We start from the raw sequence: 24,500 nt of genomic DNA, 5'->3' as shown, positions 1-24,500 counted from the left end.
GATACGAAGGAGGCCCTCTCATGACGGACCTGGGGAACCGGACCGTCCTGGTCACCGGCTGCAACGGCCGGATCGGACGCGCGCTCGTCCGGGCGCTGCTCGACGCCGGTGCCCGGGTCGGCGGCGCCGACCTCGGCGAGACCGCCCGGGTCCCGGAGGGCGACGACTTCCGGTACACCTCCTGCGACGTCTCCGACCAGGACGGCGTCGAGGCGGCGGTGACCGGGCTCGAAGACTCCCTCGGCCGGTTCGACGGCCTCGTGAACTCGCACGGCCACTACCCGAACCTGCCGCTGACGAAGATGACGGTGGAGGAGTGGGACCGCGTGTTCGCCATCAACGCGCGCGGCAGCATGCTCACCACCCGCGCGATGATGCTGCGCTGGATCGAGCGGGGCACCGCCGGATCGATCGTCAACATCAGCTCCTGCGCGGCGACCTCGCCGCGCACCGGCGGCAGCCACTACAGCGGCTCCAAGGCCGCGGTGAACTCGCTGACCGCCGTCACCGCGATCGAGGGCGGCCCGCACGGGATCCGCGCCAACGCCATCCAGCCCGGGCTCGTCCTGGACGAGGTCCAGCACAAGGGCGACGAGGGCCTGCACCCCTACTTCGCCCTCCAGCTCGACCTCACGCCCCTGGGACGGACCGGCGCACCGGACGACATCGCCCACGCGGCCGCGTTCCTGCTCTCCGACGCGTCCGCCTGGACAACCGGCGCCGTCATCGACATCAGCGGCGGCTCGCACGCCGGACGCACCCAGATGCCCGAGACCTCGGAGATGTGATGAAGATCCACATCATCGGAGCGGGCGCGATCGGCGGCATCGTCGCGGCTCATCTCGTCCCGGCCGGGCACGACGTCACGGTGGTCGACGCGAACGAGGAGCACGTCGAGGCCATCAAGGCGAACGGCCTGACGCTGACCGGCCACGTCGAACGGACCGTCGCCGTCCGCGCCCTCCACATCTCCGAGCTGGACGAGCCGCTGAGCACCGTCCTGCTCGCGGTGAAGGCACGGCACACCGGCGCCGCCCTGGAGCCGATCGCCCCGCTCCTGACCGGCGACGGATATGTCGTCTCCATGCAGAACGGGCTGGAAGAGGCCAAGATCGGCGCCCTGGTGGGGGAGGAGCGGGTCGTCGGGTCGCTGCTCACCTTCGGCGGCTACTACGCATCACCCGGCGTGATCCACTACATGGGCCCCGGCACCCTGCTCGTGGGCGAGATGGACGGACGTCCGTCCGCGCGGACGCAGGAACTCGCCGACACCTTCACCAGGGATTTCCACCAGGCAGAGGCGACCGGCAACATCGCGGGCGCGCTGTGGAGCAAGGCCGCCGTGGGCGCGGCGTACATCGCGACGGCCCTCGTCGACGAGGATGTCCCGGTCATCTTCGGCTGGCCGGAGTACCGCCCCATGTTCGAGGCCCTGGTCGCTGAAGTGGCCGGAGTCGCTGCGGCGGTCGGCGTCCGGTGCGTCGCCCTCGACGGCTTCGACCCCGCCGTCTTCACCGCCGTTTCCCGCGACGCCGCCCGCGCGGACGCGGCCTGGAAGGCGCAGCAGGACTACTGGCGCGCCCACGGCCTCGGACGCACCGGCGTCTGGCGCGACCTCGCCGTCCACCACCGCCAGACCGAGGTCGACCAGATCGTCGGCCCGGTCGTCGCGCTCGCCCGCGAACAGGGCCGCGACGTGCCGCTCCTGACCGGCCTGCTGGACCTCGTCCACGGCGCGGAACAGGGCACCGTCGAGCGCGGCACCGCCTGCCTGGACCATCTCGCGTCACTGACGAAGTCACCGACGAACCCGAAGGGGACGACCGCATGACCGCCGCCGGACTCCCTTACCGCGCTCCCCGCCACGAGGGATACCGCTCCTTCTCCTACCTGGACGAGGGCGCCGACTACGAGACCTTCGACCTCGCGCCCGAGCTGGACCGGCTCCCCGCCCACGACCTCGGACTCACGCCGGAGCAGGACGAGCGGCGGCAGGCGCTGATCAACGACAACGTCATCATCAGCCTGCACGACCACCCCACGCGGCACGCCCAGAACCTCGACCAGGCGCTGGACTACATCCGCACCGGCCGCCAGCACACGGCGTACGAGGGGCTCTCGCGCTCCGGCCTCACCGCCGTCTTCGACAACCTCCTCGGCGGCACCTGCTGCGTGACCAGCAGATCGGGCTGGAAATGGGACGACGTCCTGTACGACCTCGGGATGCGGCTGTCCGACATCGCCCACCAGGACTACGTCCGCGTCGCGCACCGCGTCTCCGACATCGAGGAGGCGCACCGGCGGGGCGGGCTCGCGATGGTCATGGGCCTGGAATGCTCGACGCCCATCGAGAACGAGCTGGACCGGCTCGACATCCTCTACGGCTTCGGCATCCGCCAGATGGGGATCGCGTACTCCGAGTCGAACGCCCTCGGCAGCGGCCTCAAGGAGGCGGGCGACGGCGGCCTCACCGTCTTCGGCAGGCGGGCCGTGGAGCGGATGAACAAGCTCGGCATCGTCATCGACGTCTCGCACTCCGGCGACCGGACCTCGCTGGACACCATCGAGGCGTCGGAGCGGCCGGTGCTGATCACCCATGCCGGGGCCCGCGCGCTGTGGCCGATCCCGCGCCTCAAGCCCGACGACGTCCTCCGGGCCTGCGCCGAGTCGGGCGGCGTGCTCGGCCTGGAGGCCGCCCCGCACACCACCATCTCGCCGGACCACCCGGTTCACACCCTCGACTCGGTGATGGACCACTTCATGTACTGCGTCGAGCTCATGGGCATCGACCACGTCGCGTTCGGCCCCGACACCATGTACGGCGACCACGTCGGCTCGCACCGCGTCTTCGCCGCCAACTTCGGCGTCCACCAGGCGACCGGGACGCCGGACCACCCCACGGTTGACCACGTCGCCGGGCTGGAGAACCCCAGCGAGTGCTTCCACAACATCGTGGGATGGCTCGTCCGGGAGGGCTGGAGCGACGAGGACATCCTCAAGGTCACGGGCGGCAACGTGATGCGCGTCCTGCGGACGATCTGGCACTGAGCCGGCTCCTAAGGGTTCCTAGGGGGCGAGGCGGTTGAGCGCCTTCTTCCCGGGGGCGGCCGTGGTCAGGAGCAGTGACTCGGCGTCCGCGAGCACGGCGACGGCCTGCTCGCGGGTGCGATGCACGGCGGTCGCCTCGACGTAGCCGTGCTCGGGCAGCGCGCCGAGGATGTGCAGCAGGACGCCCGTTCCCCGCGCGCGGTCGTAGAGAAGCCCTGCCCGGCGCAGAAGCGCCACGGCCTCCCCAGGCGAGAGGCTCCTCATCTCGTCGGCGTGCAACCGGCGGTGGACGTACCGCACCGGCCCGGACGGCGTCCGCCCGTCGGCGCCGAGCCGCGCCCGCGCCGCCGCCTCCACGGTGTCCAGGACGTGCGACGTCGCGACCTTCCGGGCGTTGATCTCCACCGCGACGAGGGAGCCGTCGCGCCGCCCGATGAAATCGATGCCGAACGAGCCGCGCATCCCGCGCTCGGCGAGGACGCGTCCCGTCCTCTCCACGGCCTCGCGGATCTGGTCCACGAACCTTTCGGGAGCCGGGAACTCGCAGCCGACGTACTGACCGGACCGGACGATCTGCTGATGGCTCGACACGACCCTGACCTCACCGTCCGGCGTGATGATCCCCTGGCCGCTGGGCGAGCATTCGGCGTCGGCCAGGAACTCCTCCACCACCGCGCCCTCGGCGGCGATCTCCGAGCTGAAGTCGGGCCACGGTTGCAGGATCGTGTCGATCGAGCGGCCGATGTCACCCGTCCGGACCAGCTCGGCCGTGTCGACGACCATGTTGCCGATCGCGTCCCCCCACTCGGGGCCGTTCAGCTTGACCATGATCCGTTCCGGCGCGCCGGGGCCGCGGGCCAGCCGCAGGGCCGCCACGGCGACCTCGTCCGCGGACCGGCAGAGCGACGGCTCGCACCGCGCCGTCGGGACGCCCGCGAGCCGGAACGCCTCCTTGCCGCCCGCCTTGCTGCCCCAGTAGCGCGCGAGATCCGTGGAGGGCTCCGACAGCGGCACGCCGAGCCGCCGCCCCAGTTCCTCGCCGGACGGGTCCGCCGCGAACATGTGCAGCCGCGCCCGGTCCGCGCCCTCCACCTCGCGCCGCAGCCGCGCCATCGCCGCCGCGTCACTGCACAGCGCCTCGGCCAGCGACGCGTTCTCCGCCGGACCCGCCGTCATCAGCGTCAGACGGCCGCGCGCGGCGGCCTCCTCCGCCTCGCTCATGCCGCACACCTCACGCAGGTGGTACGACAGGACGTCCTGGACGACCGGCCGCGACGTCAGAACGATGAGCCGGTCGCGCGAACCCCGCAGGCCCGCCAGATGGGTCAGCCCGCGCTCGACGAAATACTCGACATAGGGGAGTTCGCGCAGGACCCTCGGGCTGTAGTGCATCGAGTAGACCGCGATGTCCAGCACGGGACCCCCCACTTTTCGCGCGCTGACGGCCTGTCCGTCCGAGGTGGTGCCGGAAGCCGCCGGGGGATTTCACGTCGAGGGAGGTACTTTCCAATCGGCCCTCGGTCAGTCCCAAAATCAGGCCAAGGATTCTCCCGGCGGCGTTCAGCCGGTGGTCAGGGCGCGGATCGTGCGGGTCGCGGCGGTGTGGACGTCGGCCTTGGAGTGGCCCAGGTGGGTGACGGCGCGCAGGAGCGTGGGGTGGTGCGAGTTGGACCACAGGACCCCGCCGGCGCGCAGCCGGTCCCGGGCGGCGTCGCGCGCGAGGCCGAGCGGCGCCACGTCGAGGAAGACGAAGTTGGTGCCGGTCCCGGCGGGGTCGACGGGGAGGCCGCCCTCGGCGAGCAGGCCCGCGAGGGTGCGCGCGTTCGCGTGGTCGTCGGCCAGCCGCGCGATGTTGTGCTCGAGCGCGTACCGTGCGGCGCCCGCCAGGACGCCCGCCTGGCGGAGCGAGCCGCCGAGCATCTGGCGGATCCGGCGGGCGGGGGCGAGCACGTCGGCGCGGCCTACGAGGGCCGCGCCCGCCGGGCCGCCGAGGCCCTTGGAGAAGCAGACGGCGACGGTACGCGCCCGCGCGGTGATCCGGGCGGGCGGGACGTCCAGCGCCACGGACGCGTTGAAGAGGCGGGCCCCGTCGATGTGGACGGCGAGCCCCAGCTCGTCGCGGGTGTCGTAGAGGTCGTCCAGCGCGGGGAGCGGCCAGACCCGCCCGCCGGAGACGTTGTGGGTGTTCTCCACGAGGGCGAGCGCGGTGCGGGGCCGGTGCTCGGAGTCCCGGAGCTGGGCGATCTCGCGGACCTGGTCCCCGGTGAACACCCCGGCCGTCCCCGGCAGGCCGGTGACGACGGCGCCGGCGAGGTAGGCGGGGCCGCCCGCCTCGTACCGGAACATGTGGCGGTGCTGCTCCCCGACGATCTCCTGGCCGCGCTCCACCAGGCACAGCGTCGCGATCTGGTTGGCCATGGTCGCGGAGGGGACGAAGACGGCCGCCTCCTGGCCGAGCAGCTCGGTGAGGTCGTCCTCCAGGGCGCGGACGGTCGGGTCCTCGCGCTCCTGCTCGTCGCCGAGCGGGGCGGTGGTCATCGCGCGCAGCATGCCCTCGGTGGGCAGCGTCTTGACGTCGGAGCGAAGGTCGATCATGAGGGCCCCTATCCGGCGAGGTATCCGCCGTCGACGACGATCTGGGTGCCGGAGACGAACGAGGCCCCCGGCGAGCAGAGGAACGCGACCACCTCGGCGATCTCCTCCGGCCGCCCGCGGCGGCCGAGCGGCGGCAGGCCCGAGACGCCCGAGCGGGCCCGGTCGGTCTCGACCAGCTCGACGAGCCGGTCGCTGCGGGAGGTGCTGATGTCGCCCGGGTCGACCTGGACGACCCGGACGCCCGCCGGCCCGAGCTCCATGGCGAGCGCGCGGGTCAGCCCGGTCATCGCGGACTTGCTGACGGTGTAGGCGGACGCGTCGAGCTGGCCCCGGTGCGCGGCGATCGACCCGATGTTGACGATCGTGCCGCCGCCCGCCGCGACCATGTGCCGCGCGGCCTCGCGGGCGCAGATGAACGGCCCGACGGTGTTGACCGCGAGGACGCGCGCCAGCAGCTCGTCGGACGTGTCGAGGAGGGACGCCTTGGCGGGGGCACCGGTCACGGCCGCGCAGTTCACCAGGATCTCCGGCGCCCCGTGCGCGGCGGCGGCCGCGGTGACGGCCGCGCCGATCGCGGCCGGGTCGCCCGCGTCCACCGCCATCACCTCGGCCACCCCTGCCAGCTCGGCGCGGGCGCGTTCGACGGCGTCCGGCCCGGCCTCGAAGACGACGACGGTCCGGCCGGGCGCGGCGAGGCGGCGGGTGATGGCGGATCCGATGCCGCCCCCACCGCCGGTGACGATGACGCTTCTGCTCATGGAACGTTCCTAGGGTCGGTAATGGAGCCGGGTCAGGTGAAGGAGGCGGGCAGCCGCCCCAGGTCGAAGGCGGCGAGGGCCTGCGCGATGTGCCAGGTCGCGTCCGCCATCACCGGCGTGCCGTGGCCGGGGAGCAGGACGTCGGGCCGAGCGTCGCGGAGCCGTTCCAGCGACCGCCGCAGCTCCTGGACGTCGGCGTCCTCCGCGCCCGGCAGGACGATCCGTCCCCGGCTGAAGAGGAGGTCGCCCGTGCAGGCGTAGGTCGTGCCGCCCGCGGTGAACAGGTAGGCGGTGTGGTCGGCGCTGTGCCCCGGCGTCGGCAGCGCCCGGATCGGGCCCAGGTCCGCCGCGTCCGGCGTGAGCACGCCGGGGCAGGGCGCGAACCGGTATCCGGGCGGGTAGATCCCGGCGCGCAGCGCGGCGTCGAGGCCCAGCGGAGGCGGTGGCGGCGTCGAAGCGCCGGCCCAGCTCGACCAGCGCGGTCACGGCCTCCCGCCGCATGGTGCTGTGCGAGAGCCGGATCGCGGCCAGCCGCAGCGGCAGCTCCCCGATCTGCCAGTTGCCCGCCTGGTCGCGCTCCACGAGCCCGATCTCGGCGAGCCCGGTCAGCAGCCGGTGCGCCGAGCTCTTGCTCAACCCGGCGCGCTCGGCGCATTCGGCGAGGCCGAGGACGGGGTTCCTGCGCGCCCGCATCGACGCGATGCCCAACCCCGAGTACCAGCGGCTCCTGCGCTGCGACGCGAACGAGCGGCATCGACACCGACTCGATCGTCCGGGCTGCCCTGGACCTCCATTCCGGGTAACGACACGGCCGTTCCTGCGCGAACGGCCGCATTCGGACGCGGCACCGAGCCAACCGCCGGTGAACAGGCGGCGTCTTCTTCAGCAATTGATGTCACTTCGCGCGATGGAGGTTTACAATGCGCGCATTCATCGGGGGATTGCTGACACTCGTCATGTCGGCCGTCCTCATCGGGGTGCTCGGCACGTCCGCGTCGGCCGCGTGCGAGACGCCCTGGGGATCGCTGCCGAAGGGCTCGCTGGGCGACTACTCGGAGGGGCCGCTGGAGCGGGTCCGCACCGGCCGCCAAGCCTGCTACGACCGGCTGGTCATCGAGGTGGACGGGTCAGGCTACGGCCACCGCACCGAGTACGTCGACGAGGTGGTCCAGGAAGGTTCGGGCAAGCCGGTTCCGCTGCGCGGCGGCGCCAAGCTGCGGGTGATCGTCCAGGCGGCCACCGCTCCGGGGTTCCCGGCGACCGCGTCCAACCTGGCCGATGTCACCGGCTACACCACGTTCCGGCAGGTGGCCGGTGCGGGCTCGTTCGAGAGCCAGACGACGATCGGCGTGGGCGTGCGAGCGCGCCTGCCGTTCCGGGCCTTCACGCTCCCGCGCGAAGGCGGCGGCACGCGGCTCGTCGTCGACGTGGCCCACACCTGGTGACTCCAGGCGGCCCGGCCCGCACCGGGCCGCCGTTTCCTCGTCAGCGACCGGCCGTCACCCCCGGGTCTCCAGCCTGACCGAGACGACCTGGTGGACGCCGCAGAGCACGTGCGAGACGGAGCCCACCGGCACCCACGGCCCCACGCAGTCGACCTCACCGACGTTCGGGTCGAAGTGCCGCTGCCGCATGATCACGCGGTGCTCCCCGGTGCCGCCGGGACACCGGCTCTCCGCGTTGCGGGAGTCGATGGTGGTGGTGAAGCAGCCGGTCGGGGTGGCCGCGGCGCTGGACGCGGTCCCCACCAGCGCCGTCGCGGAGGCCACGACGGCGAGCGAGATCATCGCCGCCCGCCTGCCCGCCTGCGGCATGTGTGCGTTCTTCATCGGTTCCTTCCCTTCACACAGCGGTGGCCGTATGCCGGGCCGACCGTGGATCAGGGGCGGTGGGCCGAGCCGGCGGCGTCCTGCCCGCCGTCGGACCCACCGCCACCGACCGGGGTCCCCGGGCCACACGACCGCGAACAACCGCCCAGGGTTCGTATCCGGGCCGATGTTGGATGACAGACCGATGAGATTCGTCTGAGTGGGAAAGGAAAGCGGTCGTTATCGCGAGGTCGTCGGCGTCGGTTTCAGGGCCGCCGCGAGGCCGTTCAAGCGCAGGCGCGTCCCGCCCCGGAGATGCCGCAGGTCGTCGTTACCGTCGCCTGTCGGTGTGACGAACGCGACCTGTTCGGTCCAGGACAGTTCGGTCCCGTCCGCCTGGGGGTGCAATTCGACGGTCACGAGGGACGTCCAGCGCAGGACGTCATCGACGTGGGCCTCGTAGACGTACACGATCCGGCGATCTGGAGCGATATCGAGATAGCGGGATTCGTACTTGAGCCGCTCCTGCGGAGCATGACGGTTCGGAAAGGCGCTGCGCGCGCTCGCGCCACCGCCGACGCGGAAGGCGTGTTCGTCGGACATCGTGCTGCCGGGGAGCTTGAACCATCGCCGCCGGACGTCCGGGTCGGCGAACGCCCGGAACACCTCGCCGGCGGACGCGGAGAGGCGCAGCCCCACCGTGAACGTGTCGTGCAGAACTCCGCCGGGAGCCCGCTCTCCTACCTCGGTCATGACCGTTTCCTCCTGCCAGGAATTCGCTGTCAGCGGGAAACGTCGCGATCCCGGAGATTAGTCCAATGCGGGGTCACGCGATTCGCCGCTAACCGGACTCCGGGCGGGTGCGCCGGGCGTAGGCGCGGGCGGCGCGGGCGCGGTCGCCGCAGCGGGTGGAGCACCAGTGGCGGCGGCCGTGGCGCAGCAGGTAGCGGTTGCACGGGGCGGAACCGCAGTCGGTGAGGCGGCCGGCGTCCGGGCCGGTGAGGAGGTCGGCCGCGTTCGCCGCGAGGGCCGCGAGAGCGTGGTCGAGGATCTCGTCGGTGGGGTGCGGCGTCACGCGGTGGGGGCCGTTCTTCGCGTCCCAGTGCAGCAGCGCGGCGGTGGGGGCCCTGCTCAGCGCGTCATTGACGGCGGACAGCGCCGTGGGCGGGGCGGGAAGCCCGCCGACATGGGCGGCGAACAAGGCCCTGATGTCCTCGCGCAGCGAGCGCAGCTGCGCCGCGCACGTCTCCCGCACCCCGGCGTCGGCCGGGGCGAGGCCGCGTTCGGTGAGCCACCGGTTCGCGGCCGCGGGAGTGCCGAGGAGGTCGACGAACTGCCCGCCCGGCAGCGCCATGGCGCTGTTGACGAAGTCGAGGGCGAGGTGGTCCTCCGCGCCCGGCGCGGGCGTCGGCACGAACTCGGCGGCCCGGGTCTCGCTCATGGTTCTCATGGTACGGCTTGTGCCCGTCCGTGAGACACCGCTAGTCTTAATCACGGATAATCCACTCATCATCCGTGAGGTAATGCGATGGCCGGTGCCGATGTGACCGCTCAGCAGTTCCCCGTCCGCGTCTTCGGCGGCCCGACCGCCCTCTTCGAGTACGGCGGCCTGCGATTCCTGACCGACCCGACCTTCGACCCTCCCGGCGACTACGAGGTGCCGAGCGGGCGGCTGAGCAAGACGGCGCCCGCCTCCGCCGCCCCGGCCGACCTCGGCCGCATCGACGTCGTCCTGCTCTCGCACGACGAGCACCCCGACAACCTCGACAGGTCAGGCCGATCCCTGCTCGCCGATGTTCCGCTCACCCTCACGACCCCCGCCGGCGGGCGGCGTCTCGGGGACGCGGCCAGGGGGCTGGCCGACTGGGAGACCATCGAGCTGGACCGTCCCGGCGGCGGGACGATCACCGTGACGGGCGTTCCCGCCGTCCACGGCCCCGGAGCCCGCGAACGGGTCGAGCCGCTCCTCGGCCAGGTCGTCGGCTTCGTCCTGACGGGGGAGGGCCTGCCCACGGTCTATGTCAGCGGAGACAACGCCTCGCTCGACGCGGTGAGGGAGATCGCCGCGCGTCTCGGCCCGGTGGACACCGCCGTCCTCTTCGCCGGGGCTCCCCGCGTCCCCGGCCTGTTCGACGGCGCTCCCCTCGTCCTCGACAGCGCGCAGGCGGCCGAGGCCGTCGAGATTCTCGGCGCTCGCAGGGTGGTTCCCGTCCACTACGAGGGCTGGTCCCACTTCACCGAGGGCCGGGACGCGCTGGCGGCCGCTTTCGCCGCCGCCGGGCTGGCAGCCCGCTTGGACCTGGGCGCCCCTGCCTGAACAGCACAGATGACCGCGCCCTCAGGACGGACGGTCCGCGACGAGCGGGGTGTCGACGCCGGTCGGGCCGTACGCCTGCGCGCCGCCCGGGTTCCCGACGGGCTCCGAGCGTCCCGGCAGCGTCTGCTGGAAGAAGGCGCGCGAGTCGTCGAGATGCACCTTCAGCTCCGGGTCCTTGCGTGCCTTCCGGTCGACGAAGACGGCGCCGACAGGGCATTCGACCTCGCAGGCTCCGCAGTCGATGCACTCGCCGGGATTGATGTAGCTCTTGCGGTCGCCCTCGTAGATGCAGTCGACGGGGCACACGTCGACGCAGGAACGGTCCAGGACGTCGATGCAGTCCGAGCCGATGACGTAGCTCATGATGGTCCTCTCGTGCGGGATCGATCGAGGTGGACGGCTCAGGCGCCGTCGGTCGAGTGGCCCGGGAACAGGGTGAGGTCCGGGTCGAGATCGACCGCGACGTGGTTCATCGCGGTCGCCACCTCGCCGAAGCCGACCGACATGAGCCTGACCTTGCCGTCGTGGTCGGTCAGGTCTCCGGCCGCGTACACGCGGGGGAGGTTGGTGCGCATGCTCCGGTCGACCGCCACGGACCTGCCCCTGAGTTCCAGGCCCCAGTCGCGGAGCGGCCCCAGGTCGCTGATGAATCCGAGCGCCGCGATGACGTGGTCGGCGGCGACGACGGTCTCGTCCCCGCTCCTGCCGCGCAGGGTGACCTTGGTGAGCGTCCCGGACTCCAGGTCGCCGTCGAGACCGACGACCTCGGTGTCGACGTGGATGGAGGTCGAACCGGCGCGGACCCGGGCGAGGGTGGCGGCGTGTCCCCGGAACGCCGCACGCCGGTGCACGAGGGTGACGCCGCGAGCGATCGGGGCGAGCGCGTCCGCCCAGTCGAGCGCCGAATCGCCGCCCCCGACGATGACCACGTCGCGTCCGGTGTGGACGGCGGGATCGGTCACGAAGTAGGACAGGGCGGTGCCCGCCCATTCGGCACCGCAGGGCAGCGGGCGAGGCGTGGGCGTGCCGATGCCGGCCGTGAGCACGACCGCGCGCGCATGGACGGCGGTGCCGTCGTCCAGCGTGACGACGGGCTCACCGCCGGAGTACGCGAGCCGGACCGCCTGCCGGCCGAGCAGATAGGCCGGGTCGAACGCCGCCGCCTGAACCTCCAGCGCGCTCACGAGGTCGCGGCCCCGGATCGCGGGGATCGCGGCGACATCGCGGATCTCCTTCTCCGGGTACAGCGCCATGACCTGGCCTCCGAGCGCGGGGAGCACGTCGGCCACGACCGTCGACAGGCCCCGGAACCCCGCGTAGTAGGCGCCGTACAGTCCGGTCGGGCCCGCCCCGACGATCAGAACGTCGGTGCTGATGCACCGCGGTGCGGCCATGGCGTGCCTCCAGCTGAGGGACTCGGTTCCTTCGGCGGAGAATCTAGGAAATCCGTGGGCGCTTGGCGCCCCGCGCGGTTCGCTGGGCGAACCGCGCGCCTTGTCGGGCGCTCCCGACCGGTGGTGTCCTCCGGGGCGGGGAGGCCGCCGTGCGACGGCGGCCCTCCGCGATAAGCGTGATGCCGCGCAGGTAGGAACGTGGAGCAGACCATGACCGAGACAGCGAAGAGGGCCGCCCGCCGCCGCCAGGGCAAGCTGCCCGGCCGCCAGGACTGGTCGACCTGGCCGCACTACCAGGCGGCCGCCGCGGGATTCCGCGGCTACTGGTACCCGGTCTGCTTCTCGGACCAGGTCGGCGAGAAGCCCCGCAAGGTGCGCCTGCTCGGCGAGGACCTCTTCGTGATCCGCGACGACGACGGGATCTTCGGGATGAAGGACCGGTGCCCCCATCGCGGCGTACCGCTGAGCTACGGCAGCAAGCAGTTTCCCGGCACGGTCTCCTGCGTCTACCACGGGTGGACGTTCCAGCTCCAGAGCGGCGACCTCGTCGCGGCGATCACGGACGGTCCGCAGTCACCGATCTGCCGGAAGGTCACGCAGCCCACCTACGACGTCGAGGAGCGGCTCGGCATGGTCTGGGTGTACGTCGGAGACGGCGAGCGGCCGCACCCGATCGACGAGCAGCTCCCGGAAGAGCTCGTGGGCAACTCCGCCGTCCTCGGGCAGCGCATCCAGCAGCGCAAGGGGAACTGGCGGTTCGCCTGCGAGAACGGCTACGACGAGGGCCACGCCAAGTACCTGCACCGGGCCGCGCTGTGGCGCCTCTTCAAGCCCATGCCGGTGTGGAACACGACGAAGATCGTCGAGCGGGGGCGCTGGATCTACCGCGTCCAGGAGAAGCAGTACTGGGCGGCGGAGTTCCCGGGTCTCGGCCGCTGGACCGGTCTGGCCTGGTACAAGGCGAAACCGCCGAAGGAGACCGGGAACATCGGGAACACCTCCTCGCACCGCGAGGTCAACCCGGTGATCGCCGCCCAGGAGTTCCCCGGCTTCGCGTCCGTCAGCATGCCCGGCGTGCTGCGCATCGCCTACCCGACCTTCATCCACTACGAGTTCTACGTGCCGGTGGACGCGGACGACCACCTCTACGTCGGTGTCATGGCCGACTTCCAGAAGGGCCTCAGGACCCTGCCCTTCTACGCCAAGTACCTCGGCGCCGTCCGCTGGCTGTTCCACGGCCAGTTCTCCGGCCAGGACAAGTGGATGGTCGAGGTGACCGACGCTCCGCCGGAGAGGCTCTACCGTCCCGACGAGTCGCTGCTGCGGTGGCGCAAGCTCGCCGAGGACACGACGGAGGACCGGCTCGACCGGCTCCGGACGCAGGGAATCGCCCCGGCCGCCCCTGCCGACCCGACGGCCTGAGGGGACGGAACCGATGGCCTCCATCGTGCTCGGCGTCGGCGCCTCGCACTCGACGCTGATGAACACCCATTGGGACAAGGTCGTCCACACCGAGCGTGCGGAGGCGTTCCGCGCCGGTCTCGCCGGAGCGCGCGCCCGCATCGCCGAGGCCCGGCCGGACGTCGTCGTCGTGGTCGGCTCCAACCACTTCCGCGGCTTCTGGCTGGACCTCATCCCGTCGTTCACGCTCGGGGTCGGTGAGGTCATCGCCGCGGGCGACGGCGGCACGCCCAAGGGACCGCTGCGCACCGACCCCGGGTTCGCCCGGGCGCTGGCCGCCGGGCTGGTCGAGGCCGGCACCGAGGTCGCGATCTCCGCCAGGCTCACGATCGACCATGGCCAGACGCACGCCGTCCAGTGGCTGCTCGACGGCATCGACGCGCCCGTCGTGCCGCTGGTGGTGAACGTGTTCGCCGCCCCGCTTCCCACGATGCGCCGCTGCGTCGAACTCGGCGCGAACCTCGCGGACGCGATCGCCCGGATGCCCGGGGACGGGCGCGTCGTCGTCGTCTCCTCCGGCGGCCTGTCCCACCAGCTTCCGTGGCCGTCGGACTGGACCGACCCCGAGGGCGAGGACGAGGAGTTCCTGGTCGAGGCGTGGCTCAACGGCCGCGGCCGGTGGGATCGATACGACCGGCGGCGCCGCGAGATCATCGTCGCGGCGAAACCGACGATCTTCACCGCGTTCGACGAGGGATTCCTCCGCGACCTCGAACGCGGCGGCCTGCGCACGTACGCGGATCTCGGCTCCGACGAGATCCAGGACCGGGCGGGCAACGGGGGACAGGAGCTCCGCACCTGGATGGTGATGGCGTCCGCGCTCGGGTTCGCCCCCGGCAGGACGCTCGTCTACGCGCCGATGCCCGAGTGGCTCACCGGAATGGCCGCCGCCGTCATCGACCCCGCCGCGACCCCCGAGCCCGGCCGGCACCGAGAAGGACGACCATGACCGTGACGCACCAGCGGCCCACCTCTCCCGCCGCCGGTCCGATGCCCGCGAGCAGGTACGCCGACGCCGGCGGCGTCCGCTACCACTACCTCGATCTCGGGCAGGGCCCGGACACGATCTTCCTGCACGGCGGCGGCCCCGGATGCACGGGCTGGAGCGACTTCGGGCCGGTCGCCCCGCTGTTCGCGCGCGACCGGCGCTGCCTGATCGTCGACATCCTCCAGTACGGCGCGTCCGAGAAGTGCCGGATCAGCGGGCCGATGTGGACCTTCCACGCCGCGAAGACGATCGCGCTCATGGACGCGCTCGGCGTGCGGACGGCCGACTTCATCTGCAACTCGTGGGGCGGCACGATCGCGCTCTGCCTCGCGGCGGCCCATCCGGACCGGGTGCGCTCGCTGGTGATCACCGGGAGCATGCCGGTCTTCTACGGCCCGCTCGCCCCGCTGCCCGAGAACGGGCACCGGGGCCGGAACGCCCGCGACGTGTACTACGGCGGCGACGGCCCGACCAGGGAGAAGATGCGATCCCTGATCACCCGCCTGGAGTGGTACGACGCGGACCGGCTCCCCGACGAGACGCTGGAGATGCGGTGGCGGCAGAGCCTCGACCCGGGGGAGCGCGAGCTCGCCGCGATGTCGGACTCCCCGCGCGGGGAGTGGCAGGACCTGACCGCGGAGCTGGGCCGCGTCGAGGCGCCCGCACTGTTCATGTGGGGCCGTGAGGACGCGTTCCTGACCCCCGACTACCCGATGATGCTCGCCCGCATGGTGAGGAAGGGAAACCTGCACGTGATGGACCACGTCTCCCATCACCTGCAGGAGGAACGCCCCGTCGCCTACCACGCGATCGTGGACGGTTTCCTGCGCTCCGTCGACCACCCGTGAGCCCCTGACATCCCCTGAAGGAGAAGGCGCATGAAGAAGATCGTCGGCCTCGGATCCATCGTCCTCGTCCTCACCGGGCTCGCGCTCGCGAGCCGGCGCATGGCGGCCTACCGGGCCCTGCTCCCGAGGGTCGCCGACCGGATCAACACCCGGGTGACCCGCGTCAACCAGCACTGACCGCGACCTCGACGAGGAAGGACGGACATGAGCAACGACCTGGCCCGCACCATCTGGACCGAGCTGGCCGACCTGGACTTCAGCCTGTCGACCGTCGACGCGGCCGGCATCGCGACCCGGACCCTGCGCGCCGGTGACGGCGGCGAGGCCGTGATCTTCCTGCACGGGACGTCGGGCCATCTGGAGGCGTTCGCCCGGAACCTCCGCTCCCACGCCGAGCAGTACAGCTGCCACGCGATCGACATGCTGGGCCACGGGTACACCGGCAAGCCCGGCCACCCGTACGAGATCCCGCGCTACCGCGACCACCTGCTGGCCTACATGGACGCCGCCGGCATCGGCAAGGCCCACATCGTCGGCGAGTCCCTCGGCGGCTGGGTCGGCGGGCGGGCCGCCATCGACGCCCCCGACCGGATCGCGTCGCTGCAGCTGCTGTGCGCGGGGGGCACGGTCGCCAACCCCGAGGTGATGGAGCGGATCCGGACGAGCACCCGGCGCGCGGTCGAGACCGACGACGTCGAGTTGACCCGCCGCCGGATGCGGCTGCTGATGGCGGACCCGGCCGACGCGACCGAGGAGCTCGTCACCGTCCGGCACGAGATCTACCACCGCCCCGACTTCGTCGCGAACATCGGCAACCTGCTGTGCCTGCAGCATCTCGGAACGCGGCTGCGGAACATCCTGACGCCGGAGGACCTGGCGCGAATCACCGCCCCGACCCTGATCGTCTGGGGCCGCGACAACCCGTTCGGCGACGTCCCGGAGGCCACCGCCATGCACGGCGCGATCCCGGGCTCCGAGCTGGTCCTCTTCGACGACTGCGGCCACTGGCCGCAGCACGAGCGGGCCGACGAGTACAACGAGCTGAGCCTGCGCTTCCTGAGCAAGCACCCGGTGAAATGAGCGACGGACACCCGCCGCCTGTTGCCGAGCGCGACGCGCCCGCAATGAGTGCGGCCGTCGCGCGGGTGATGCGCCAGGTCACCGGCGAGGACCTGCTCGCCGCCATCACCGGCATCGTCGACATCCCGAGCCCCACCGGGGCGGAGGGCGAGCTCGCGTCATGGATCGCCGCCCGCCTCGCCCGCGACCGGGTCGAGTCGCAGGTCCAGTGGATCGACGGGCGCCAGGCGAACGCCGTCGCCGTGCTCCGCGGCTCAAGCGGCGGCGCGTCGACGCTGCTCTACGCACCACTGGACACGTTCACGACGGGTGATCCCGCCTGGGACGTCCCTGGGGCCGCCCCCCGGATGCGCCCCGACATGCTGCCGCGGGCCGTGGTCAGTGGCGACCTCGTCCAGGGGCTGGGCGCGGGCAACCCGAAGGGACACGCGGCCTGCGTGCTCGTCGCCCTCGAAGCGCTGGCGGCCTCGGGCATCGAGCCGTCCGGGGACGTGGTCGCCGGGTTCGGGGCGGGCGGGATGCCCGCGTTCGCGGTCGAAGGCATCGGAACCCCGGGACGCGCCAACACCGGGCACGGCGTCGGCGCCGCCTTCCTGGCCGAGCGCGGGTTCACGACCGACCACGCGGTGATCGCCAAGCCGGGCTGGAACGTCTCCCACGAAGAGGTCGGACTGGTCTGGCTCGACATCACCGTGCCCGGCGAGCACACCTACGTCGGAAGCCGGCACCGGATGCCGTACCGCAACGCCGTCGCGCTCAGCGGGGTCGTCGCGAACCGGCTGGAGGACTGGTTCGAGGAGTACGCCGCCCGGCACGAGCACGGCACGATGCGTCCGCAGGGCGTGGTGTCGTCCGTCGCCGGCGGGCTCGGCCACCTGGCCGCCTCGACGCCCGCGACGGTGAGGCTGCGGGTGGATGTGCGGTTGACGACACGGCAGACCCCCGCGACCGTGACGCGGGAGGTCCGCGCGTTCGTCGCCGCGATGGGGCGCGACCTCGGAGCCGACCTGCGGGTCGAGCAGATCGCCGCCGTCCCCGCCTCGCACACCGATCCGGGCTCTCCGGTCGTCCGCGCCGCGGTCCGGGCATGGGAGGCGGTCGCCGGGGTCCGGCACCGGCCGATCAGGGAGAACAGCGGAGCCACCGACGCCAACGTCCTCCGCATGCGCGGCATCCCGACCGCCCGCGTCGGGATGCCGAAGGTCCCCAGGGGACCGGCCGGCGAGAGCGTCGACTACACGCTCGGCATGAACCTGGTGGACGTGAGAGAGGCGCGCCGGCTGGTCGAAGTTCTGGTCCGGACGGTCCTGCTCCTGGACGCCCCCAGCGCGGCAAAGGCGATCTAATGACCGCGACGCTCTCGTCCTCGTCTACTTCGAACTCGGATGTCCGACAATGATTCCCCTGTCGAGAAACCTGTATGTCTTGACGGCGTCAAGGGGCAGTCTCTGATCGAGCATCTGAGGCTCCAGTGGGACGCAGAAGCAGATCCTCCCGCGTCGCACGTACCATGGCCTGCGGGCAGCCTGAAGTATCACGGCGTAGTGATGTGCCGGCTCGGAGTTGTTGAGGGTTCGCCCCGTTGGTCGCAGCGGGCGAAAGAAAGCGGCGATTCGATTCCGTCCGCCCAGCAACAGGGAATACACGGCCGACAGGTGCAGAGTGATCTCCCGTACGACGTCCAGGGATTCGTCGTCGTTCCGGCGCTGCAGGAGCTGAGTCAGGGTGGTGGCCGTTGCGACCGGACCGGCATAGGCGCCGGAACAGCAATGGGCGACGGCCAGCTCCAGCGCGGCGATCATCTGGACCAGCAGCTCCGGTGAAGCGGCGCGACGCCGGGAGACATGAACGCCGAAGACGACGCTCAGACCGTGCCTGCTCGTCGCGGCTTCGGGCTCGGCGACGGGGATCCCGAAGAGGAGGACCTCGCCCCGGCCCAGCGGGAATCCGGATCCGACGACGCTGCCTGCATTCTGCGTGCGGGAGGAGACTTCGCCGACGCGGAGCTGCAGCGCGTTCGCCTTCCGCTGGGAGAGGACCACGGGCTCTCCGGCGACCAGGCTGAACTGTGCGTCTCGCGCGAAACCGTAGATGACCATACCGACTCGCGCGGGGCGGATCGTCCTAGGCACGATCCATCAGCTCCGCGAGGCTCGTGCGCACCCGGTCGATGCCCCACTTCTTCTTGTTCTTGGCACTGCCGATGATCCACAGGAAGCGCACGCCCGCGCCCCTGCACGTCGTTTCGATGACCTCTCGATGTTCCCTGAAGGCCGTGGCCATGGCCTTGGACGCCTGTTCGTTCTCGTCCGGCTCGTCGCCGGAAAGGAGGTCGAACTTGGTCACGAACATGATGACGAGGTCAGGCCGGCTCTTTTGATCCTGCTGCCCGATCAGCGCCATCGGCAGGTGCATGTAGCCCGCTTGTTTGGTGATGTACTCCCGGTCGAACGGGTCGCCTCCGTTCAGTTCTTCTTCAGGGCAGGGTGCCACGACGCAGAGAAGCACCAGCTTTGTTCGGTGCCGCTCGACCATCCGTGCAATTCCGCGTGATCGCTTCATGCTCTGCAGGACGAGCCACGGCTCGGCCCCTGCTGTATCGACGACCGTCGGCAAAATGGTCCATTTTCTCAACAGCACAGGTTCTATGGACGCCTCGGCCTTGCCCCTGGTCGGCGATAGCTGGGATACGGACTCGTACTCCCTCCTCAGCTTGGTCCACAGTCCCGTCTTGCCCGCCCCCCGCACGCCCGCGATGATGATCCGCACCCGCTTACGGTGGAGGCGCGCCACGAGCCAGCCACCGAGTTTCCAGAGGACCGGCGAGGCCAGGATCGCCAGCAGCAGGCTGGCACCGGGAACGCTGATCAGCTTGTGTTCTTTGGCCCACCGGAACAGCGCGCCCGCGTCCATGCCGCCATCGTCCTGCGACCGAGTGGTCGAACTGGGCGATGGAGTGCTTCCCCAAATGCCACGGCGAGCGCGCTTGGCCTCGTCCTGGGCCGCCCGCTCCGCGGAGTTCAGCGGAGAACCGACTATCTTCGCGCATCCATTCTTCAGGATTTCCGTTCTGATCGTGCGCAGGTCGGGCAGGTAGAATTCCTTGGCGCAGGCCAGATTGACCTCCAGCCCAGAGACGTCGACGGCGTAGTCGACCTCTGTGCCCTCGCTCACGGAGAGCGTCTTTCCGTCATCCGACAGCTGAAAGACGCCCCGGTACGGGAAGGATCTGGTAGGGGTGGGCGTGGGAGGCTCGGGATCGGACCAAGCCGTTACCGCCAGAATGGCGATCGCCAGCAGGAAATAGATCAAGAACCGCCGCACGTCCAGCCCCCTCGCCCACGATCAACTGCACGGCGACGCCGTTCTTGATCGTTAATGGACCCCCACATGTACTTCTACCCCATACGCCCGTACCAGAACACCTATTTCATTTAACAAGGCCATATTGCGGGTTTTGGGCATCCTGATATCGCGACAGCGAATTTGCCGATGGTCGCCGTCACCCGTAAGGGGTGATGAGGGCCGGGGCCGCTCAAGCCGATGATGGGAGAGGCTCTTCGGTCTGGAGGCCCGCGATGAGCGACGTCGAGGACGCGAACGGCGGGGACGAGCATACGATCGGCCCCGGCGGTGCGGAGGAACTGCGCAGGCTGCGTGCGGAGGTGGCCGATCTGCGGGCGCGGCTCGCGGCAAGGCCGCCGATCCCCGCGGCCCCGGTGCGCCCGCACCCGAACCTGCTGAGAACGCGGCAGGCCATTGCCGCCCTGCTGGTGGCCCTCGCCGGCTTCGGCCTCGTGGCGTCGGTGATCGGTGTGTGGGGTGCACGCACCACGCTGGAGACCGACCGGTGGGTCGCCACCGTGGCGCCGCTGCCCGAAAATCCCGAGATCAACGCCGCCATGGCGACCTACCTCACCGACCAGGTCTTCGCGCAGCTGAACGTCCGGGGACGGCTCACCGAGGCGCTGCCGCCACGGGCCGCCTTCCTGGCCGGGCCCGTGACGAATGCCGTCCACGACCACCTGCGGGACCGGGTGCAGAATTTCATGGGCACTGAGCAGTTCGCGGCGCTGTGGCGGCAGGCGAACCGGTTCGCGCACGCCCAGATCGTGGCGATCGTGGAGGGCAGGAGCGAGACGGTCGGCGTCCAGAACGGGATCGTGACGCTGAACCTGCTGCCGGTCATCAACGATGTGCTCATCACGGTCTCGCAGGAGCTGCCGACGCTGTTCGACAAGGAGCTTCGACTGCCTGCTGTCTCGTCCGGTGAGATCCCCGCCGACCTGCGGCAGAAGGTGGCGACGGCGCTCGGTGTGACGCTGCCCGCGGACTTCGGGAAGATCGCCATCTACCATGACGGCGATCTGACCGGCTTCCAGCACGCGGTGCTGCTGTTCAAGCGCGGCCTCGTCCTGCTCGTGATCGGCACGCTGGCCTGCCTCGCGCTCGCGCTGGTGGTCTCGCCTGGACGCAGGCGGACGCTGCTGCAGTTCGGCGTGGCCGTCGCGGGCGGCGTGGTGGTGCTGGCGGCAGTGCTGCGGGCCGTCGGAGACCGGCTTCTGGAGCGCGTGCCCGAGGGCCTCTACCGGCAGGCGGCGTCCGTGGCGGTGCACGACATCTTCAGGACGCTGCGCGACCGCGGTGACCTGCTGCTCTGGCTGGGTGTCGCACTAGCCGTCCTCATGTACCTGGTGGGCCCTGGAAGGGGGCCGGTGGCGCTGCGCCGGTATGCCGTCTCAGGGTCCCACGCGGCCTGGTCGGCCGTTCGGAGCGACCGGTTCGGGGAGCGGGTCGTCCGCCATCTGGACGTGCTGCGGATCGCGGGCGCCCTGGTGGCGGCGCTCGTCGTGCTGCTGTTCGCGTCCTGGACGGCCCTTCTCGTGATCCTGGTCGTCCTGGCGGCGTACGAGGTCGGGGTGACCCTGTTCGCCCGCCACGCCGCGGAGGCGGGCCCGGATGCCGGGACGGCGCCCCCGGTCCCGCCGACGGCCGGTACCGGCGGCTCGCACCCCTGAAGCGGCAATTGTTCATCCGCGGCGGGTGATGTCCGCCGTGCGGCGGGGTGTCACGGTTTGGCACGAGAGCCGGCCGATCGCCGGCACCGAGCGTGAGGAGCCCGTCAATGGCCTTCGGACCCGTGCAACTCATCGTGCTGGGCTTCGACCACCCGCGGTTCCACGGCGAGATCATCGCCGAGCTGGAGCGGTTGCGCGCGAGCGACACCGTACGGGTGATCGACGCCCTGGCCGTCCACAAGGACGAGGACGGCGCGCTGGACGTGGGGCACCTCAGCAACCTGGGCCAGGAGGAGGCGATCGAGCTCGGCAGCAAGATCGGCGCGCTCATCGGCCTGGGCATCGGGGGCGAGGAGGGCATGGAGGCGGGCTCCATCGCGGGCGCGGAGGCCGCGGCCGAGGGTGTGCACGTGCTCCTCGAAAGCGACGACGCCTGGCACGTGCTCGGCGACATCCCGAACGGCACCGCCGCCGCCCTGCTGCTGATCGAGCACCACTGGGCCGTGCCGCTGCGGGACGCGGTGCTGCGCGCGGGCGGCTACCGGATCGGCGACGGGTTCGTCAGCCCGCTGGACCTGGTCGCCATCGGCCTGCACACCGCCGAGGAGGCGCAGCGGCTCCACGCCATGGAGACCGCCAGAGGCGGGACCGGCGGGTGACCGGACCCGCCATCGGCCGGCCCGGCAGGCCAGAGAAGGGAGACCCGGCCATGACCACGAACGGCACCGGCGCGCTGAGCCCGTCGGAGCGGGCGGCGTACGGGAGGCGGGCGCGCGGTGAGGTACCCCGTTCGAGCCACGCGCGATTCGAGTCCGGCGGGAAACGGCCCGACCCCGTCGACGTCCTGGAGCGGCAGTCCGCGGTCCGGCTGCCCGAGCTGGTGCCGATCCGCTACGGCCGCATGCTGGAGTCGCCGTTCCGCTTCTACCGGGGTGCCGCCGCGATCATGGCGTCCGACCTCGGCGCCGCTCCCCACACGAGGCTGCGCGTGCAGCTGTGCGGGGACGCCCACCTGCTGAACTTCCGGCTGCTCGCCTCCCCGGAACGGCACCTGATCTTCGACCTCAACGACTTCGACGAGACGCTGCCCGGCCCGTGGGAGTGGGACGTCAAACGGCTCGCGGCGAGCCTCGCCATCGCCGGCCGCGCGAACGGGTTCTCCGGCCGCGAGCGCGCCGCCGTCGTGCGCCGGTGCGTCCGCGCCTACCGGACGCGGATGCGGGAGTTCGCCGGAATGCGCACCCTCGACATCTGGTACGCGCAGGACGACGCCGACGATCTCGGCTCGATCCGGACGGTGCACCTGAGCGGCGGCACCCGCCGGAGGTTCTCCGCGGCCACGGCGCGGGCCCGCACCCGCACGAACCTGCAGGCGTTCGCCAAGCTCACCCGGCTGGACGGTGACCGGCGGCGGATCACCCCCGATCCGCCGCTGATCACTCCCCTCGGCGATCTGCTCCCCGAGGCCAAGGAGGCGGAGCTGGCGGGTGCGCTGCGCGGGTTGATCGAGGGCTACGGCCGCAGCCTGTCCTCCGAGCGCCGTGCCCTGCTCGGCCGCTACCGGGTGGCCGACATGGCCCGCAAGGTGGTCGGGGTCGGCAGCGTCGGCACCCGCTGCTGGATCGTCCTGCTGCTGGGCCGGGACGACGACGATCCGCTGCTGCTCCAGGCCAAGGAGGCCGGCGCGTCCGTCCTCGCCCCCCACGCGGGGGGCAGCGCGTACGCGAACCAGGGCGAGCGCGTCGTCGCCGGGCAGCGGCTGATGCAGGCCGCGAGCGACATCTTCCTCGGCTGGCAGACCGTCGCGGGGATCGACGGGCGGCGCCGCGACTTCTACGTCCGGCAGTTGCGGGACTGGAAGGGCATCGCCCGCCCGGAGACCATGACACCGGAGGTCATGACGGTCTTCGGACGGCTGTGCGGCGCGTCGCTGGCCCGCGCCCACGCCCGCTCCGGCGACCCGATCGCCATCGCGGCCTACCTCGGCGGCGGCGACGTCTTCGACCGGGCGCTGGCGGAGTTCGCCGAAGCCTACGCCGACCAGAACGAACGCGACCGCGACGCCCTCGCCGCCGCCGTGCGCGACGGCCGGGTCACCGCCGAAGCCGCCTGACGGACCGCACGACGGGACGAGCACCGGGCAGAAGGAAACGCGGCCTGGTAGTCGTCCCAACGTGAACTCCGCGATGCGCCTGACCCTCACCGGTCATGTCCGGCACGTCCCTCCGGTCGGGAAGTACTGCCGCGCGTGAAGGCGAGCCGGCCCAGCTCGCGCCAGTCCAGCGGCGGCTTCGCCGGAGGCGGCGCGCGGTGGTCGCGCGGCACCCGCACCCGCAGCGCGCCCGGCCGGATCACGCAGGTGACGGGGGCGGCGAGGACGAGCGCCTCGCCGTCGACGCCGACCGCGATCTCCCGCTCGTCCGCCTCGACGACCACCACGCGGGCGGTCAGCGAGGTGAGGCCGCCGCCGCGCCTGCCGCGGAGCATGCCGGCGGCCTGCGCGGCGCGGTCGACGGTCACGCCGAGGACGCCGAGCACCCCGGAGTCCAGCCGCTCCCGCCGCCCGGCGCCGGCGGGATCGCCGCCCGCATAGGGGTTGTTGCTCACCAGGACCGCCTGCGGGCCGTCGAGGACGACCGGCCCGGCCTGGACGGTCAGCCGCGGCCCGCCGTGATGAGTCAGCAGGTCGGGCAGCACGTCCAGCGTCGTGCGGAGCTTCCCGTCGCGGTACTCCGGGCGCTGCACCACGGCGGCGTAGGCGCCGAAGGACGCGTTGTTGACGAACACGCGCTCGCCGATCAGCCCGAGGTCCACGCGCAGCTCGACACCCGCGTCGGTGAGGGCGTCCAGGGACCGCGACGGGTCGGCCCGGTCGAGGCCGAGATCGAGGGCGAAGTGGTTGCGGGTCCCGGCCGGGATCACCATGAACGGCACGCCGCACTGGGCGGCGACGCCGGCGACCAGCGCCTGCGTCCCGTCGCCGCCGGCGACCCCGAGCAGGTCCGCGCCGGCGGCCACGGCACGGCGCGCCATCGCGGCGACGTCCGCGGGACGGTCCGGATCGAGGACGACGACCTCCGCGCCGAGCGCGCGGGCCCGCTCGCACAGCCCGAACCGGCCGACCTTCCCGCCGCCCGACCGCGGATTCATGATCAGGAAAGGCCGCCGGGGGGGCGGGGCCGAGC

At 71.7% G+C, this 24,500-nt stretch carries 26 protein-coding genes and 1 pseudogene; 14 read left to right on the top strand and 13 right to left on the bottom strand.

The features are described from left to right. The first annotated feature begins 20 nt into the window (after positions 1–20). The 3 genes from ETD83_RS07320 to ETD83_RS07310 are packed head-to-tail and all read left to right on the top strand — an operon-like array spanning position 21 to position 3,048. Positions 21–788, top strand: a complete 768-nt coding sequence (locus ETD83_RS07320; RefSeq protein WP_138644293.1) for an SDR family NAD(P)-dependent oxidoreductase — start codon at positions 21–23, stop codon at positions 786–788. Further along, positions 788–1,831, top strand: a complete 1,044-nt coding sequence (locus tag ETD83_RS07315) for a ketopantoate reductase family protein (protein WP_138644292.1) — start codon at positions 788–790, stop codon at positions 1,829–1,831. The genes ETD83_RS07320 and ETD83_RS07315 overlap by 1 nt, the downstream gene beginning before the upstream one ends. Beyond that, complete coding sequence (locus ETD83_RS07310; RefSeq protein ID WP_138644291.1) at positions 1,828–3,048, top strand: dipeptidase; 1,221 nt, start codon at positions 1,828–1,830, stop codon at positions 3,046–3,048. The genes ETD83_RS07315 and ETD83_RS07310 overlap by 4 nt, the downstream gene beginning before the upstream one ends. Before the next feature lie 18 nt (positions 3,049–3,066). On the opposite strand, the gene ETD83_RS07305 is transcribed toward ETD83_RS07310, so the two are convergent. From ETD83_RS07305 to ETD83_RS45870, 5 genes and pseudogenes are all read right to left on the bottom strand, one after another. Next, on the bottom strand, positions 3,067–4,464 hold the full coding sequence (locus ETD83_RS07305; protein WP_138644290.1) for a peptide ligase PGM1-related protein: 1,398 nt from the start codon (positions 4,462–4,464) through the stop codon (positions 3,067–3,069). Positions 4,465–4,608: 144 nt separating this feature from the next. Next, positions 4,609–5,643, bottom strand: a complete 1,035-nt coding sequence (locus tag ETD83_RS07300; RefSeq protein WP_138644289.1) for a threonine aldolase family protein — start codon at positions 5,641–5,643, stop codon at positions 4,609–4,611. Between the two features lie 8 nt (positions 5,644–5,651). Then, positions 5,652–6,401, bottom strand: coding sequence for an SDR family NAD(P)-dependent oxidoreductase (locus ETD83_RS07295; protein WP_138644288.1), 750 nt, complete (start codon positions 6,399–6,401; stop codon positions 5,652–5,654). Positions 6,402–6,433: 32 nt separating this feature from the next. Next, positions 6,434–6,805: an MBL fold metallo-hydrolase gene (locus tag ETD83_RS44255; protein ID WP_268920420.1), complete on the bottom strand. Its 372-nt coding sequence runs from the start codon at positions 6,803–6,805 to the stop codon at positions 6,434–6,436. Positions 6,806–6,983: 178 nt separating this feature from the next. Next, positions 6,984–7,094: pseudogene (locus ETD83_RS45870) on the bottom strand (helix-turn-helix domain-containing protein); the annotation flags it as partial. Between the two features lie 227 nt (positions 7,095–7,321). On the opposite strand from ETD83_RS45870, the gene ETD83_RS07280 reads away from it, so the two are divergent. Continuing rightward, the gene (locus ETD83_RS07280) at positions 7,322–7,846 is read left to right on the top strand and encodes an AMIN-like domain-containing (lipo)protein (RefSeq protein ID WP_138644287.1); all 525 of its coding nucleotides are present in this window, start codon (positions 7,322–7,324) and stop codon (positions 7,844–7,846) included. Between the two features lie 54 nt (positions 7,847–7,900). Here the strand turns inward: ETD83_RS07280 and ETD83_RS07275 are convergent, their stop codons facing one another. The 3 genes from ETD83_RS07275 to ETD83_RS07265 form a co-directional block, all read right to left on the bottom strand. Next, on the bottom strand, positions 7,901–8,230 hold the full coding sequence (locus ETD83_RS07275; protein ID WP_138644286.1) for a hypothetical protein: 330 nt from the start codon (positions 8,228–8,230) through the stop codon (positions 7,901–7,903). A gap of 219 nt (positions 8,231–8,449) precedes the next feature. Then, complete coding sequence (locus tag ETD83_RS07270) at positions 8,450–8,962, bottom strand: SRPBCC domain-containing protein (protein ID WP_138644285.1); 513 nt, start codon at positions 8,960–8,962, stop codon at positions 8,450–8,452. Between the two features lie 88 nt (positions 8,963–9,050). Continuing rightward, on the bottom strand, positions 9,051–9,650 hold the full coding sequence (locus ETD83_RS07265) for a CGNR zinc finger domain-containing protein (RefSeq protein WP_205717533.1): 600 nt from the start codon (positions 9,648–9,650) through the stop codon (positions 9,051–9,053). An 87-nt stretch (positions 9,651–9,737) separates the two neighbouring features. Between ETD83_RS07265 and ETD83_RS07260 the strand changes: the two genes are divergently transcribed. Next, the gene (locus ETD83_RS07260; protein ID WP_138644283.1) at positions 9,738–10,526 is read left to right on the top strand and encodes an MBL fold metallo-hydrolase; all 789 of its coding nucleotides are present in this window, start codon (positions 9,738–9,740) and stop codon (positions 10,524–10,526) included. Between the two features lie 21 nt (positions 10,527–10,547). Here ETD83_RS07260 and fdxA read toward each other — a convergent pair whose 3' ends face one another. Continuing rightward, complete coding sequence (gene fdxA, locus ETD83_RS07255) at positions 10,548–10,889, bottom strand: ferredoxin (protein WP_138644282.1); 342 nt, start codon at positions 10,887–10,889, stop codon at positions 10,548–10,550. Between the two features lie 38 nt (positions 10,890–10,927). Further along, positions 10,928–11,920: an NAD(P)/FAD-dependent oxidoreductase gene (locus ETD83_RS07250; RefSeq protein WP_138644281.1), complete on the bottom strand. Its 993-nt coding sequence runs from the start codon at positions 11,918–11,920 to the stop codon at positions 10,928–10,930. 210 nt (positions 11,921–12,130) lie between these two features. On the opposite strand from ETD83_RS07250, the gene ETD83_RS07245 reads away from it, so the two are divergent. The 6 genes from ETD83_RS07245 to ETD83_RS07225 are packed head-to-tail and all read left to right on the top strand — an operon-like array spanning position 12,131 to position 17,643. Then, entirely contained in the window at positions 12,131–13,342 is a 1,212-nt protein-coding gene (locus ETD83_RS07245; protein WP_138644280.1) for an aromatic ring-hydroxylating oxygenase subunit alpha, read from the top strand. Positions 13,343–13,355: 13 nt separating this feature from the next. Beyond that, positions 13,356–14,330: a DODA-type extradiol aromatic ring-opening family dioxygenase gene (locus tag ETD83_RS07240; RefSeq protein WP_138644279.1), complete on the top strand. Its 975-nt coding sequence runs from the start codon at positions 13,356–13,358 to the stop codon at positions 14,328–14,330. Continuing rightward, entirely contained in the window at positions 14,327–15,217 is an 891-nt protein-coding gene (locus ETD83_RS07235) for an alpha/beta fold hydrolase (protein WP_205717532.1), read from the top strand. Before ETD83_RS07240 ends, ETD83_RS07235 begins: the two co-directional genes overlap by 4 nt. Positions 15,218–15,247: 30 nt before the next feature. Further along, positions 15,248–15,394 (top strand): hypothetical protein, encoded by a 147-nt coding sequence (locus ETD83_RS42275; RefSeq protein WP_171064056.1) that lies wholly within the window; start codon positions 15,248–15,250, stop codon positions 15,392–15,394. Between the two features lie 27 nt (positions 15,395–15,421). After that, complete coding sequence (locus ETD83_RS07230) at positions 15,422–16,297, top strand: alpha/beta fold hydrolase (protein WP_138644278.1); 876 nt, start codon at positions 15,422–15,424, stop codon at positions 16,295–16,297. Positions 16,298–16,341: 44 nt separating this feature from the next. Further along, entirely contained in the window at positions 16,342–17,643 is a 1,302-nt protein-coding gene (locus ETD83_RS07225; RefSeq protein WP_138644277.1) for a M20 family metallopeptidase, read from the top strand. Between the two features lie 24 nt (positions 17,644–17,667). On the opposite strand, the gene ETD83_RS07220 is transcribed toward ETD83_RS07225, so the two are convergent. Together ETD83_RS07220 and ETD83_RS07215 are read right to left on the bottom strand one after the other, a co-directional pair. Beyond that, the gene (locus ETD83_RS07220) at positions 17,668–18,396 is read right to left on the bottom strand and encodes a hypothetical protein (protein ID WP_138644276.1); all 729 of its coding nucleotides are present in this window, start codon (positions 18,394–18,396) and stop codon (positions 17,668–17,670) included. Positions 18,397–18,421: 25 nt separating this feature from the next. Beyond that, positions 18,422–19,621 carry a GTPase domain-containing protein gene (locus ETD83_RS07215; protein WP_138644275.1) on the bottom strand — a complete coding sequence of 400 codons (1,200 nt, stop codon included), beginning with the start codon at positions 19,619–19,621 and terminating at the stop codon, positions 18,422–18,424. Between the two features lie 254 nt (positions 19,622–19,875). On the opposite strand from ETD83_RS07215, the gene ETD83_RS07210 reads away from it, so the two are divergent. The 3 genes from ETD83_RS07210 to ETD83_RS07200 all read left to right on the top strand — a co-directional run bounded on the left by ETD83_RS07210 (position 19,876) and on the right by ETD83_RS07200 (position 23,428). Then, positions 19,876–21,315 carry a hypothetical protein gene (locus ETD83_RS07210; protein ID WP_138644274.1) on the top strand — a complete coding sequence of 480 codons (1,440 nt, stop codon included), beginning with the start codon at positions 19,876–19,878 and terminating at the stop codon, positions 21,313–21,315. Between the two features lie 107 nt (positions 21,316–21,422). Then, the gene (locus ETD83_RS07205) at positions 21,423–21,974 is read left to right on the top strand and encodes a hypothetical protein (protein WP_138644273.1); all 552 of its coding nucleotides are present in this window, start codon (positions 21,423–21,425) and stop codon (positions 21,972–21,974) included. 50 nt (positions 21,975–22,024) lie between these two features. Then, positions 22,025–23,428 carry a DUF2252 domain-containing protein gene (locus ETD83_RS07200; protein ID WP_138644272.1) on the top strand — a complete coding sequence of 468 codons (1,404 nt, stop codon included), beginning with the start codon at positions 22,025–22,027 and terminating at the stop codon, positions 23,426–23,428. Between the two features lie 86 nt (positions 23,429–23,514). On the opposite strand, the gene ETD83_RS07195 is transcribed toward ETD83_RS07200, so the two are convergent. Further along, on the bottom strand, positions 23,515–24,500 hold a 986-nt coding region (locus tag ETD83_RS07195; RefSeq protein ID WP_138644271.1), incomplete at its 5' end, for a diacylglycerol/lipid kinase family protein.

Source organism: Actinomadura soli (assembly GCF_005889715.1).
Taxonomy (GTDB): Bacteria; Actinomycetota; Actinomycetes; order Streptosporangiales; family Streptosporangiaceae; genus Spirillospora; species Spirillospora soli.
This window is presented reverse-complemented; position numbering and strand designations above follow the sequence as displayed.

What these genes read in the sequence shown, in the direction of transcription:
- ETD83_RS07275 (WP_138644286.1), bottom strand. Translation starts at nt 8,230, where the DNA reads ATGAAGAACGCACACATGCCGCAGGCGGGCAGGCGGGCGGCGATGATC.
- ETD83_RS07205 (WP_138644273.1), top strand. Translation starts at nt 21,423, where the DNA reads ATGGCCTTCGGACCCGTGCAACTCATCGTGCTGGGCTTCGACCACCCG.
- ETD83_RS07270 (WP_138644285.1), bottom strand. Translation starts at nt 8,962, where the DNA reads ATGACCGAGGTAGGAGAGCGGGCTCCCGGCGGAGTTCTGCACGACACG.
- ETD83_RS07250 (WP_138644281.1), bottom strand. Translation starts at nt 11,920, where the DNA reads ATGGCCGCACCGCGGTGCATCAGCACCGACGTTCTGATCGTCGGGGCG.
- ETD83_RS07245 (WP_138644280.1), top strand. Translation starts at nt 12,131, where the DNA reads ATGACCGAGACAGCGAAGAGGGCCGCCCGCCGCCGCCAGGGCAAGCTG.
- ETD83_RS07230 (WP_138644278.1), top strand. Translation starts at nt 15,422, where the DNA reads ATGAGCAACGACCTGGCCCGCACCATCTGGACCGAGCTGGCCGACCTG.
- ETD83_RS42275 (WP_171064056.1), top strand. Translation starts at nt 15,248, where the DNA reads ATGAAGAAGATCGTCGGCCTCGGATCCATCGTCCTCGTCCTCACCGGG.
- ETD83_RS07225 (WP_138644277.1), top strand. Translation starts at nt 16,342, where the DNA reads ATGAGTGCGGCCGTCGCGCGGGTGATGCGCCAGGTCACCGGCGAGGAC.
- ETD83_RS07220 (WP_138644276.1), bottom strand. Translation starts at nt 18,396, where the DNA reads ATGGTCATCTACGGTTTCGCGCGAGACGCACAGTTCAGCCTGGTCGCC.
- ETD83_RS07295 (WP_138644288.1), bottom strand. Translation starts at nt 6,401, where the DNA reads ATGAGCAGAAGCGTCATCGTCACCGGCGGTGGGGGCGGCATCGGATCC.
- ETD83_RS07310 (WP_138644291.1), top strand. Translation starts at nt 1,828, where the DNA reads ATGACCGCCGCCGGACTCCCTTACCGCGCTCCCCGCCACGAGGGATAC.
- ETD83_RS07320 (WP_138644293.1), top strand. Translation starts at nt 21, where the DNA reads ATGACGGACCTGGGGAACCGGACCGTCCTGGTCACCGGCTGCAACGGC.
- ETD83_RS07235 (WP_205717532.1), top strand. Translation starts at nt 14,327, where the DNA reads ATGACCGTGACGCACCAGCGGCCCACCTCTCCCGCCGCCGGTCCGATG.
- ETD83_RS07260 (WP_138644283.1), top strand. Translation starts at nt 9,738, where the DNA reads ATGGCCGGTGCCGATGTGACCGCTCAGCAGTTCCCCGTCCGCGTCTTC.
- ETD83_RS07315 (WP_138644292.1), top strand. Translation starts at nt 788, where the DNA reads ATGAAGATCCACATCATCGGAGCGGGCGCGATCGGCGGCATCGTCGCG.
- ETD83_RS07240 (WP_138644279.1), top strand. Translation starts at nt 13,356, where the DNA reads ATGGCCTCCATCGTGCTCGGCGTCGGCGCCTCGCACTCGACGCTGATG.
- fdxA (WP_138644282.1), bottom strand. Translation starts at nt 10,889, where the DNA reads ATGAGCTACGTCATCGGCTCGGACTGCATCGACGTCCTGGACCGTTCC.
- ETD83_RS07300 (WP_138644289.1), bottom strand. Translation starts at nt 5,643, where the DNA reads ATGATCGACCTTCGCTCCGACGTCAAGACGCTGCCCACCGAGGGCATG.
- ETD83_RS07200 (WP_138644272.1), top strand. Translation starts at nt 22,025, where the DNA reads ATGACCACGAACGGCACCGGCGCGCTGAGCCCGTCGGAGCGGGCGGCG.
- ETD83_RS07280 (WP_138644287.1), top strand. Translation starts at nt 7,322, where the DNA reads ATGCGCGCATTCATCGGGGGATTGCTGACACTCGTCATGTCGGCCGTC.
- ETD83_RS07265 (WP_205717533.1), bottom strand. Translation starts at nt 9,650, where the DNA reads ATGAGCGAGACCCGGGCCGCCGAGTTCGTGCCGACGCCCGCGCCGGGC.
- ETD83_RS07210 (WP_138644274.1), top strand. Translation starts at nt 19,876, where the DNA reads ATGAGCGACGTCGAGGACGCGAACGGCGGGGACGAGCATACGATCGGC.